Below are 11,229 nucleotides of genomic sequence, written 5' to 3' on the forward strand. Positions count from 1 at the left end.
AAGAATGGTTTTCCTTTTGTTGCCAGCAGGTTCCCGATTAAAAAGCAAGGTTGATACCGGCTACCCAACTCCGGGTCACGGGGTAGTTTCCAACGTCGATACCGAAATTGGTATCGGCGTTACCCCCTACGGCCGGGTCCAGACCCTGATACTTGGTTATGGTAAAGAGGTTATTTGTTGAGATGTAAATTCTCAGTTTCTGCATCCGCAGCTTGCTCAGCGTAGGTGCGGGCAGCGTATAGCCCAGGGAGAGGTTCTGTAAACGCAGGTACGAACCATCTTCTACGTAGAACGAGTTGGATTGCGTATTGGTAGAGAAGTTCGAGGCACTTTCGAAAATGGGGATGCTTGCGTTCAGGTTGTTGGGCGTCCAGGATTCTTTCACCCGTTCGCTGATGGCTGCTCCGGCAAACGAAGGATAGAAATCCGTAAACCACTTCGATACGTTGAACACTTTATTACCCAGCGACGTATACAGATAGGTCACAAAATCGAAGTTTTTGTAACGAAGAGTCAGATTCAAACCACCCACAAACTTCGGTACCGGACTGCCCAGATAGGTACGGTCATCGGCATTGATCACACCATCGTTGTTAAGGTCCTGGTAGCGGAAGCGTCCGGGACCGGCACCATCCTGTTGCGGAGCCCCATCTACTTCGGCCTGGTCTCGGAACAGGTTCGTTACTTTATACCCGTAGAACGAGGAAATGGAGTAGCCCAATTGGTTGCGGATGGGATTGATTCCCCGGAAACCTGGGTTCACCGAAGTCAGGTATTTGAGTCCCTGAGCCAGCGAAACGATTTTATTGTCCAGCCAACCCGCCGTTACGTTTACTTCGTAATTCAGATCGCTGGTGATTTTTCCCCGATTGATAATTTGCAGGTCAATACCCTGGTTCCGCATCTGACCCGAGTTTACGTAGGGCAACTGAGCGGAAGTACCCACTTCGGCAGTAACCGGAACCTGGAATAACAGGTCTTTGGTATTTTTCCGCCAGAGGTCCAGAATCACATCCAGTTTACCATCGAACAACGTGGCGTCAAAGCCAATGTTGGAGGTAACGCTGCTCTCCCATTTAGCAAAAGGGTTCCCGATTTGCGAGCGGTAGTAGCCTTCGAGCGTACTGGAGTTGGTACCGTTCAAATCGTACGCCGACTGGCCCAGGGTAGTCGCGTACAGGCTATACTGGTTGGTGGGGTTTACGTTGTTCGAGTTCCCCATGATACCCCAGCCCCCGCGAATTTTCAGATCCTGCAGAAAACCGACGTTTTTCAGGAATGGCTCTTCGGAAATACGCCAGGCGGCCGAGAAGGCGGGAAATACCCCAAACCGATTAGCTGCTGCGAATTTAGAGGAACCATCGCGGCGAACCAGCCCCGTCACCACGTACTTCCCTTCGTTGAAGGAATATTTCAAACGGCCAAACAACGAGTAGAACGTAGCTCCCCGGTACAAGTCACTGTTAGCCACCCGCGAGGATACGTTGGTGATCGTAACATAATTTTTGTCGATTGAGAAAGGACTCTGACCAGAAGTACGGTTTTCGCGACCCGCTCCTGTATTCAGTGCTTCCTGTCCTACCAGTACATCAATGTTATGCAGCCCGAAGTCTTTTTTGAAGTTGGCCGTGTTCGTAAACGTCCAGGCAAAGTTGAAGCCGTAGGTTTCGTTGTAGCTAAACGCCGAGTTGTTTTCCGAGTTTTCGTACTGACGACGGTTGTAACCCCAGTTACTGTACCCCGTGTAACTTCCCCCGATGCTGCTCCGCAGGGTTAAATTCTGAATGGGGTCAAATTCAAGGTACGCGTTGCCGAAAGCACTGGCACCAAAGCCCCGGTTGTCTTTCTGACCATCCCGCGAGGCCACGGGGTTACGGGGGTTGTTGAAGCCCTTCGCCGCCGTACCTGCATACCCACCAAATACGTCATAGATGGGAATGATTGAAGGCATACGGAAGGCCGAGAGAATATCATTTTCATCGGCAGAAACCCCGGCTCCACCGTTCCCTCCCGACTGACCGAGCACCTGCCGGTAGGTAGCCTGGAAGTTCTGGCCGATGCGAAGGTTTTTCAGCACATCAAATTCCGTGTTGGCCCGTATACTATATCGCTTGAAATCGTTGTATTTCAGGATACCCGCCTGCGTCTGAATACCCAGGCCTACGTAGTAACGACTGGATTCGGTACCACCCGAAAAACCCAGCGAATGCCGCATCAGCGGAGCAGTACGGGTAATAGCTTTGTACCAATCCGTGCCCTGCCGGTTGGTGGCTACCACCTGATAAATATCGCCCGCATCAAAATTGACATTGTATTTGGCCCGCTCGGCGTCCAGATTAATATTACCAACGACGCCATAATTCTTTCCTACCATCAAATAGTCCGGAATAACGGGGTTTGCTCCATTCCCAAATTGGGGGTGGGTCCATTCGTCATCGCCTACCTTCCAGCCATTGTTCCGGTACGCATTCCAGGTCCAGTTGGCGAAATCCGTGGGATTCATCATTTGCTGTCCTTTGCCGGGATCCGTCAAACCAAATAAGCCATCGTACGTAACGGTTAACTTCCGAGCCTGCCGCTGACCTTTCTTCGTCGTATAGACAATTACCCCACTGGCCGCCCGGGCTCCGTAGATGGAAGCGGAGGCCGCATCCTTTAATACGGTAGTCGACTCAATATCGTCAGGATTCAGAAACTCGGTAGAGCTGGTCGGTACCCCATCAACGATGTACAAGGGTTCGTTGCCGCCAAAAGCACCAAAGCCCCGTACCCGCACCTGACTGGTTGTACCTGGCTGACCATTGGTGATAACGGTTACCCCCGCTACCCGTCCCTGCAACTGTTGCTCAACGTTACCGGAAGGCGTTACGGTCAGATCTTTGGTTTTTACGGTGGAAACGGCCCCGGTCGTTTCCCGACGACTATCCGTCGTATAACCCGTAACGACTACTTCATTCAGGGAAGCGGCTTCTTCCTGAAGCGTAACGTCGATCCGCGTCTGATTACCGACGACGATTTCCTGCGTTTTATAACCAACGGCTGTGATCAGTAAGACAGCATCCGTTGAATTTAAAGTGACGGTAAACTCGCCGTTGGTATTGGTATTGGCCCCGCTGGTGGTGCCTTTTACCAACACACTGGCTCCAGGAATGGCTTGGCCCGATGACTCAACAATCTTACCCGTCACTTGACGGTTTTGAGCCCAGACTTCTGTCATCCCACTAAATAATCCCAGAAGAGTAAGTAAAAATACTACCCTTCCTAACTGATATAAGTGGTTCATCATGGTAATTGTATTAAGGTTTTGAAGCTTTACTTCACAATTTTATCCAATTATTCCACACACACAATATGTATTTTAAAATATTTTTATAATTAATTATACTATACCAATTTAAAATGATTCTTCGTAAGATAAAATCGTATAAATCGTCGACGTATCATTTAAATAGGCCTCTATTCTGATGTCTTGAAAGGCTACGTATAGTGTCTTTATTTTCTTAATAATCAGCAAATAGTGATTTGTATGTATGGAATGATGTTTTTTGATACAAATCAATAATCATATATAATATACAATTTTAGCTTTTATTAACATTTGCCTCTACCGCAAATTGGGGGAGTCATTAACGCTGGATAGCTTGTCCAAAGGCTGAGACGCAGTATACGCTAATCTCTATACGTAACTTAGGCAGGAAAGGGAGGAATGAAGAAATGAATGGGGCCTAATGCTCATTCCTGACCAAAAAAGAAGAACTTTGCAGCAGGAATTGTGCAACCCAGGGTTGTACCTCAATGATCGTTTTATGATTTCTGTAGGAAAAAAAAATACACTGACGGCCCTGCGACTCACCAGCGTAGGAATGTTTTTAGGCAATGGTGAGGATGAATTACTTCTACCCAACAAATACATCCCGGAAGGGCTGGAAGAGGGGGATGAGATCGAAGTATTCGTGTACCGCGATTCGGAGGACCGGCTTATTGCTACCACCCTGCAACCGTATCTGGAGTTGTACGAGTTTGGCGTGCTGAAAGTAAAATCGGCCGGGAAGTTCGGGGCTTTTCTGGACTGGGGACTGGAGAAAGATCTGCTGGTACCCTTCAGTGAACAACTGCATCCCTTGCAGGAAGGCGAGTCGGTGGTTGTGGCACTCGTACCAGACGTGGAAACCGATCGCCTTATTGGTACCTGCAAAGTGGGTCAGTATCTGGAATACGAACGTATTCCCTTCGCTCCCGGCGATGAAGTGGACCTGTTGATCTACGAACGCAGTGACCTGGGTTATAATGCCATCATCAACAATCATTACCGGGGTTTGATTTACTACAACGAGGTATTTCAGCCCCTGACCATTGGCGATAAAGTAAAAGGCTATATCAAGCAAGTACGGGTTGATAAATCCATTGACCTTTCCCTGCAACCGCAGGGGTACTACCACAGCATTGACGTCAATACGGATAAAATTTTAAAAACGCTACAGGACCAAAACGGCTTTCTGCCGCTTACGGACAACAGTGACCCTGCCGTGATCTATTCAACGCTGCAAATGAGCAAGAAGGCCTTTAAAAAAGCCATCGGAGCCCTGTACCGGGAGCGGGTCATTCGGCTGGAAGACGATGGAATTTATATGAATTGAGTTTTCAGTTGGAGTAGTTAGAGTTTGGAGTTGTGGGTTTAGAGTTTTGGGTTGGTGCAGTATTGCGATTGCGTTGAGGCATTCGTTTCTACGCTCGTCTACTTCCGAAAGGGGGCAACTTCAGGCATCCAGAAAAGTCCACTGGCTTTTTGTGTATGCACTGCTGCACACCTTTTTGAATGACTGAATCCGTTACGCATGAAATGATAAAAGGCTAGCCTGGTTTAATCCGGGCTAGCCTTTCTTTTATACGGGTTGTAACCCCTTATTCTTCGATGACAAACGTATGATTGCCTGCTCCTACTTTGTAGCCTTCGCTCGGATTCGTTACCGCTACCGGCTTGCCCGCTAAGGTTACTTTTTTCCCTTTCAGAAAAACAGAAGCCGTACTGTTGGCCGGAATACTAACCTTGTATTCGACGGTTTTACCGGTCCGTTTCCAGGAAGAAACAATGCGACCATACGGACCCTCGTGCTGGGCTTCGAACTGTTCCAGTCCTGCTACAAAATTGGGACGTAGTAATACGTTTTTAAAACCCGGTTGCGTCGGATCGGGTTTGATGCCTCCCAGCCCTTTGTAAATCCAGGCTCCGATTTCCCCGAACATGATATGGTTCAGGGAGATATCGGACTTGGCCTGAATGTCCCAGTTCTCGTATAAGGTCGTTGCACCATTTTTAATCCACCAGCCCCAGGAAGGATACTTTTCGTTGGAAGCCAGCGTGTACGCTACATCTGCATGACCGTTTTCGCTCAAGGCATTCAAAATGGCTTTCGTACCCAACAAGCCTACGTCTAAAGCGTTGCCATCGGCTTTCACGCGTTTCGCCAGATTGTCGGCTACTTTGGCTTTCAGGTTTTCGGGAACTACACCCCATTGCAAGGGTACGGCCAGTTCTGTTTGCAGGCCAGAACCATACATACCCGTTTGCGAATTGAGGTATTTAGCATTGATGGCGTCCTGAATTTTCTTTGCCAACGCAGCGTATCTGGCCTGATCTTCCGTTTTGTTGAGTAACCCGGCCGCTTTACTTAGAATCGTAGCATCAACGAAATAATAAATACTCGACGTCAGCTCAACGGGCGATTTGGATTTCACCGGTACCCAATCGCCCAGGCCCCAGGTCGTCAGGCCCGAAGGAGCGATTTCCGTAATATGATCGACGTAGCGTTTGATGTTCTCGTAGTTATCAGACAACGGTTTGGCATCGCCGTAGAAGAGGTACAGATTCCAGGGAATGACCGCAATGGTACTCGTCCAGTCCGGACCGTTGGCCCAGTCGTAGCCCCAGCCGCTGGTGGGGATGATGGCTGGTAATACGCCATTGGCCTGCTGCTCGTCGCGGTGATCAGCCAGCCATTTTTCGTAAATGGTAATACCATCGAAGCTGTACAGCCCCGTTTCGATCGCGATTTGTCCGTCACCCGTCCAGCCGTTCTTCTCCCGTTGGGGGCAGTCGGTTGGGTATCCAAACAGGTTCGACAAGTACGCGTTATTCGTGGCCGACCAGATTTTATCCAGCGTCGGATTCGAGGACTGCACCTGCCCTATCGGCGGTACATCACTGTGCATGAAATACGCCGTCAGGCTGGCGGGCGTCAGTTCGAGATCCCGATCCTGCGACGTTACTTCCACGTACTGAAAGCCCTTATAATTAAAGCGGGGCATGAACGTATCTTCCCGGCCACTCAGGGTTACAATATCGGTCTGGAAAGGGTCCTGATTATCGGTGGGTCGATAGTGGGCGTCAATATTCGACAGGTCAACCCGACCGTTTTCGTACAAACGTTCGCCGTGTTTCAGGCGGACAACCGTACCCGATTTTCCCTTCACTTTCAATTCACTAACGCCCGCAATGTTTCGACCCATGTTATACACCCAGGTCGTATCGTTGAGCCGTACCAGCGAGGCCGTCCGGATTTCTTCGACGTTGCGAATCGGGTGCAGGGCCTGAGCGACAATATGTTGCGAAGGAGCGGGTCGATTCATGACATTTTTCCACTTCGAATCGTCAAAATCTGCCGTATTCCAGCCGGCCTGTTCCAAGCGGGCATCGTAATGCTCGGCGGTGTAGATGCTGTTGAATACAATTGGACTCAGAGCCGTTTTCCAGGACGTATCACTTGAAATCGTTTCGGTACTGCCATCTTCGTAGGTCACCCGTACATCCAGACAAAACGAGGGGCGACTCCGCCAGGGAGCCTGATCGAAATACCATACTGCCGTTGACTGGTGATTGTACCAGCCATTGCCGAGCAGGATACCGATGGCATTTTTCCCCTCCTGTAGCTGTTTGGTTACGTCATAGGTCACGTACAGGGTTCGGCGATCAAACCGCGTGTACATGGGATCCAGGCGGTGATTACCGACTTTTTGACCGTTGATAAAGAGTTCGTACAGACCAGCGGCTGCCACATACGCCCGGGCCGAACGAATTTTCTTCGTCGTCTGGAAGGCTTTCCGAAAGTACGGGGCGGGTTTGATCTTACTATCGCGGGAATCCGAAATCCAGGAGCCTTTCCAGTTAAGCTGGTTTATCAGACCCGTTTCAAAACTCGCTACTGAGCTCAGGGGGGCCACTTTTCCGTCCTGATCCCATAGCACCACGGCCCAGTAATATTTGGTGTAGGGTTTCAGGGCCGGACCCTTGTATACGGCCTGATTCAGACCGGAAGTAATTTTGCCCGATTGCCACAGGGCCGTTTTCTGTACCTGCACGGAATCGGTACTCACAAAAAGCTGATACGCCGTTTGCCGGGCTCCGGGCCGTGAATCCTCCATGTGCCAGTTGAAACGAGGCTGTGGAGCGTCGATGCCCAGCGGGTTTTTCAGGTGCTCGCAGGTAAGATTTCCGCCTTGCTGAGCGTACAGAAACGTAGAACTACCAACCAGAAGGGTGGTTAAAAATGATTTCATAGGCAAGAGGACGTACGATTAAACTTCCGCAAGGTAACGTGTTTTAGGGGTAAAGCCGTACCGTACTTTCGGCCCGGCTGGTTATAGGAAAGCCCGAAAACGAATTTCCGGGCTTCATGCATGATTTTAAGTACCGTATTCTATCTACTCGGGATAAATTCCAGATTGGCAGCCTGAGCTTTGCCGTCTACTTGTACATTGCTTTGCTGTAACGTCAGGCTGTTACTGCTTAACGTCACCAGTTTAAAGGCTCCGGCGAAACCACTCACGTCGATATCTACCACCGTTTCGTTTTCTTTCAGATACCAGGTTCCACCGTTGAGTACCTGCCCGCTTTCATTGAGAGCCCGTACGCGGTTATTGGTCTGAAACTGAATGGACATGGCATAAATCGCATCCGTAAATACCCCCAGACGGCTTCGGTCGATGACTTTACCATCCACGTCGGTTACCCGGTTGAGTTTCCAGGGCGTATTGATCAGCATGTCTTCTTTGGCAGAAGTTTCTGACTGGTCGGGGTCTTTTTTGCAGGAAGCAAAGGTAAAGAGCACCAGGCTCAGTAATCCCAAAACGAGTGTTTTCATCATGAGCGTAGGAAAGGAAAGACGGGGACTGATGCCGTACTAACGTTCAGTCAAAAGTAGGGATTGCCTTTCCACTCTGCAAAAATATATTTTGTATTCAAAAATACATTAAATTACACAACATCACATTCCCACACTTTTGACGGTTACATTATTTACACAACTTGTTATTTTATGTAATATTGTTACTGTAAAAGTTTCTGCAATCGTTACTGTAAATGTCAACGTCTTTCAATATTGAGCTTTCGCCCCGCCCTAATCGGGAAGGGTTATACACCATTTATTTACGTATTACCGTACGGCGACAACACAAACGTATAAAAACTTCAATACTTATTGAAAAGAAGTTTTACAATCCAGAGGCTGAATATGGTCGATGGATTCGTAAGACTCATGCTCGATCCCGACAAATTAATGAGGCTCTCGTTGGCATTTTGGACCAGGCTCGCAGTGAGTATGAGGGGCTGGGCTCAGTCGCCAGCAAGGAAGCAATAGCAAAAAAAATCCTGAATCCTGATAAACTAACACTTGCCGATTACATGCTACAGTGCATTCAGGAAATATTCAATACCACAACTTACGACCACGCTACGCAGTGTAAATGTATCTTAAATCAGTTTGTTGCCTTTTTGCCCAAGGATATTCTACTGACCGAGGTTACAACCTATCATATTAATCAGTATAAAGTACATCTGCTCAGAAAAAACCACGCGAATACGGCCAGACACTACCTGAAGAAAATTGGGACTCAGTTTCGCAGAGCCTATGACAATGATCTGATCACTAAAAACCCTTACGACAAAATTGAGTACCCCAAGTCGGAACGCTGTACACGAAAAAAGATGAGCGACGCCGAAATTGATACTTTAAATAATGTAAAAGCCCAGAATCCGCGTTTCATGGGAAAATGGGACGAAATCGCGACTGAACTCTACTACTTCTCTTATTTGCATGGAGGAATTCGTTTAGGCGATATGGTGCAGCTCCGAGTAAAAGATTTTCAAAATGGTCGGTTAACGTATGAAATGAATAAAACGGGAGTGGTAAAGTCAATCAAAATTCGACATGAAGCCCAGTCCATCTTTGATAAGTATTGCAATCCGGACGCTCTGCCCGAACATTACTTTTTCCCTCTGCTTGATAACGACGCCCCCTACTCTCGATTTATAACGAAGGCTGAGAAATCAAAGATGCCCCTACCCATAAAGCAACATCATTATAATGATATGTCCAGGGTAAAGCGTAGAATCAACGCTTGGTTAAAACGTAAGGCTCTGTTAGGGGAACTTGAAGGAGTGACTTTCCATACCGCCCGCCACTCCTTCGCTGACAAAGCCCGTCGTATGATGAAGGAAAAGAAGAATATCACGATCGACGGGATTCGTTTGATGCTGGGCCACTCCAGCCTAGCCACTACGCAGCGATACCTCAATAGCTTTGACCTTGAGGGTCAGGATGATGCCCACGACGCTATCTTTGGCGATTAAAATTTACTCCCACATTTTAGCTATTGCATCAGCTAAGTAAATATATTCTTCATCGTGGCACGGTAAAATTTTTACATCTTCCTGAATTTCTGTTTGATCATCAATGCATACTGAACTGATATATTTTCCATGAAAATCAGTATACGTTGCTTCCCATTTTTCCACGCGGTTAGCATATCTTAATTTGAATATTTGGCCAGGCATAATTGCATATAATTTTACTTGTTTTGGATACTTTCCTTCATAAGAAGTACTAAGCAAAAATATATTTAGTGCAACACTATTACCTACGTTAATAATCTCCCATATACTATCATTACTACCTAACTGAAATAAAATCAATGGTCGACTATTATTTTTTTCATTTGTTTCGGCTATCAATGCTCTTTCCTCTTCTCGCTGATGAATAAAATATGTTAGAGTAGATAGAAGTACTAAGCTCGATATACTAACAAAGACATTTAAATAATCCCCTAATTGTCCCCAATTTTCTGGATTAGTCGAAATGGGGTAACTATGGAACTTAATAACATATGCAATAATTGCTCCTACCATTATTACAATGGAAGCAAATAATCCTACTAGTAAATAATTTTTCATATGATATAGTTTAATTAAAATAGCCCGGCATTTACCGGGCTATTCCTTTTCAATATGTTCCCGTTCGAAAATGATAATGGCCAGTTTCGCCCAGGCTGGAAACGATTCGTCTGACCGGGTGATCACGCGTACGGAATCCTCCGTATTACCGATGAGCTCCGCTACCTTTTTATTGGTAAGCCCGTAGTGTTTTTTGAATCGCTTATATCGTTCCGGCCAGTTCATCCGGCAAAAATATGCCTTTACCCGAGTTTCGAGACGAAATCTTGAATTTGCTGAGCGGTTTCGGATGATATCGGAAAGAACGCGGCTTCCCCTTCAGGAATTTCCACATCCCAAAAGGCTTCCACGACTGGAGCATAACTTTCATAATGCTCGGGATCGATGTGAATACCAGTTTGACCATCCTTCTCCTGAATCGTAAATGGTTCATCGAATACCGTTTGGGTAACCTGCCCGTTCTGATGAACTGCAAAATCGAGTGAAAGCACATTTCCAGAAACCAGCGTGATGTTTAAATGATGTACCTTTGCCATGATTGTTTATATAGATGGTAGACAATTTATCCCTTGCCGATGCGGGTTGGTAAGGGATTTTTTACACCTCAAAGGTACAAAAGTCAGTCAAAAAGGAAATATATATTTCTTTTATGGAAGAACTATACGAATTATACAAAGCCCTTAAGAGTTATTCTTGCCTCGATCATTTCACCTTTGTGAATGACCGCCTGAGTTTTCACTATCCCGGCATTGAAGTAAAATTCACGATCGTACGGTACGCCGATCTGTTTTTGGTACGGGTGGACGGAAAGGAAATATTTCACCATTCCGATCTTCAGGAGATCGTAGATTTTGTAATGATTTAAAAAACCCGCCCAGCAGTGCCAGACGGGTGATGGTTTGTTAAATATTGATAATAGTGTTAAAATAAATGCAGACCTTTGATACGAAAAGTTAGGTGGCCAGAGAGTAGGACACCAACGAATTTGCAAAAGCCGTCCGATG

General features: G+C 47.0%; 9 protein-coding genes. 3 read left to right on the forward strand and 6 right to left on the reverse strand.

What is annotated here, in order from left to right; translation table 11 throughout:
• Positions 1–37: 37 nt before the first annotated feature.
• Complete coding sequence (locus BWI97_RS15620; RefSeq protein ID WP_233207869.1) at positions 38–3,286, reverse strand: TonB-dependent receptor; 3,249 nt, start codon at positions 3,284–3,286, stop codon at positions 38–40.
• 520 nt (positions 3,287–3,806) lie between these two features.
• Between BWI97_RS15620 and BWI97_RS15625 the strand changes: the two genes are divergently transcribed.
• Positions 3,807–4,637 carry a S1 RNA-binding domain-containing protein gene (locus BWI97_RS15625; protein WP_102201655.1) on the forward strand — a complete coding sequence of 277 codons (831 nt, stop codon included), beginning with the start codon at positions 3,807–3,809 and terminating at the stop codon, positions 4,635–4,637.
• A gap of 265 nt (positions 4,638–4,902) precedes the next feature.
• Here the strand turns inward: BWI97_RS15625 and BWI97_RS15630 are convergent, their stop codons facing one another.
• Both BWI97_RS15630 and BWI97_RS15635 read right to left on the reverse strand, forming a co-directional pair.
• Positions 4,903–7,554 carry an alpha-L-rhamnosidase gene (locus BWI97_RS15630; protein ID WP_102201656.1) on the reverse strand — a complete coding sequence of 884 codons (2,652 nt, stop codon included), beginning with the start codon at positions 7,552–7,554 and terminating at the stop codon, positions 4,903–4,905.
• Between the two features lie 140 nt (positions 7,555–7,694).
• Positions 7,695–8,141 (reverse strand): hypothetical protein, encoded by a 447-nt coding sequence (locus BWI97_RS15635; protein WP_102201657.1) that lies wholly within the window; start codon positions 8,139–8,141, stop codon positions 7,695–7,697.
• A gap of 215 nt (positions 8,142–8,356) precedes the next feature.
• Between BWI97_RS15635 and BWI97_RS15640 the strand changes: the two genes are divergently transcribed.
• Positions 8,357–9,625, forward strand: coding sequence for a phage integrase SAM-like domain-containing protein (locus BWI97_RS15640; RefSeq protein ID WP_102201658.1), 1,269 nt, complete (start codon positions 8,357–8,359; stop codon positions 9,623–9,625).
• 3 nt (positions 9,626–9,628) lie between these two features.
• On the opposite strand, the gene BWI97_RS15645 is transcribed toward BWI97_RS15640, so the two are convergent.
• The 3 genes from BWI97_RS15645 to BWI97_RS15655 are packed head-to-tail and all read right to left on the reverse strand — an operon-like array spanning position 9,629 to position 10,761.
• Positions 9,629–10,225, reverse strand: coding sequence for a hypothetical protein (locus BWI97_RS15645; protein WP_102201659.1), 597 nt, complete (start codon positions 10,223–10,225; stop codon positions 9,629–9,631).
• Between the two features lie 39 nt (positions 10,226–10,264).
• Entirely contained in the window at positions 10,265–10,450 is a 186-nt protein-coding gene (locus BWI97_RS15650; protein ID WP_102201660.1) for a hypothetical protein, read from the reverse strand.
• Positions 10,451–10,467: 17 nt separating this feature from the next.
• Positions 10,468–10,761 carry a hypothetical protein gene (locus BWI97_RS15655; RefSeq protein ID WP_102201661.1) on the reverse strand — a complete coding sequence of 98 codons (294 nt, stop codon included), beginning with the start codon at positions 10,759–10,761 and terminating at the stop codon, positions 10,468–10,470.
• Between the two features lie 113 nt (positions 10,762–10,874).
• Between BWI97_RS15655 and BWI97_RS15660 the strand changes: the two genes are divergently transcribed.
• On the forward strand, positions 10,875–11,090 hold the full coding sequence (locus BWI97_RS15660; RefSeq protein ID WP_102201662.1) for a hypothetical protein: 216 nt from the start codon (positions 10,875–10,877) through the stop codon (positions 11,088–11,090).
• Positions 11,091–11,229: the final 139 nt, after the last annotated feature.

Origin of the sequence: Siphonobacter sp. BAB-5405 (assembly GCF_002872335.1) — a bacterium.
Lineage (GTDB): Bacteria > Bacteroidota > Bacteroidia > Cytophagales > Spirosomataceae > Siphonobacter.

Bases quoted from the DNA above. Each gene is read 5' to 3' on its own strand.
- BWI97_RS15625 (WP_102201655.1), top strand. From the start codon at position 3,807: ATGATTTCTGTAGGAAAAAAAAATACACTGACGGCCCTGCGACTCACC.
- BWI97_RS15660 (WP_102201662.1), top strand. From the start codon at position 10,875: ATGGAAGAACTATACGAATTATACAAAGCCCTTAAGAGTTATTCTTGC.
- BWI97_RS15635 (WP_102201657.1), bottom strand. From the start codon at position 8,141: ATGATGAAAACACTCGTTTTGGGATTACTGAGCCTGGTGCTCTTTACC.
- BWI97_RS15645 (WP_102201659.1), bottom strand. From the start codon at position 10,225: ATGAAAAATTATTTACTAGTAGGATTATTTGCTTCCATTGTAATAATG.
- BWI97_RS15620 (WP_233207869.1), bottom strand. From the start codon at position 3,286: ATGATGAACCACTTATATCAGTTAGGAAGGGTAGTATTTTTACTTACT.
- BWI97_RS15655 (WP_102201661.1), bottom strand. From the start codon at position 10,761: ATGGCAAAGGTACATCATTTAAACATCACGCTGGTTTCTGGAAATGTG.
- BWI97_RS15640 (WP_102201658.1), top strand. From the start codon at position 8,357: ATGTCAACGTCTTTCAATATTGAGCTTTCGCCCCGCCCTAATCGGGAA.
- BWI97_RS15630 (WP_102201656.1), bottom strand. From the start codon at position 7,554: ATGAAATCATTTTTAACCACCCTTCTGGTTGGTAGTTCTACGTTTCTG.
- BWI97_RS15650 (WP_102201660.1), bottom strand. From the start codon at position 10,450: ATGAACTGGCCGGAACGATATAAGCGATTCAAAAAACACTACGGGCTT.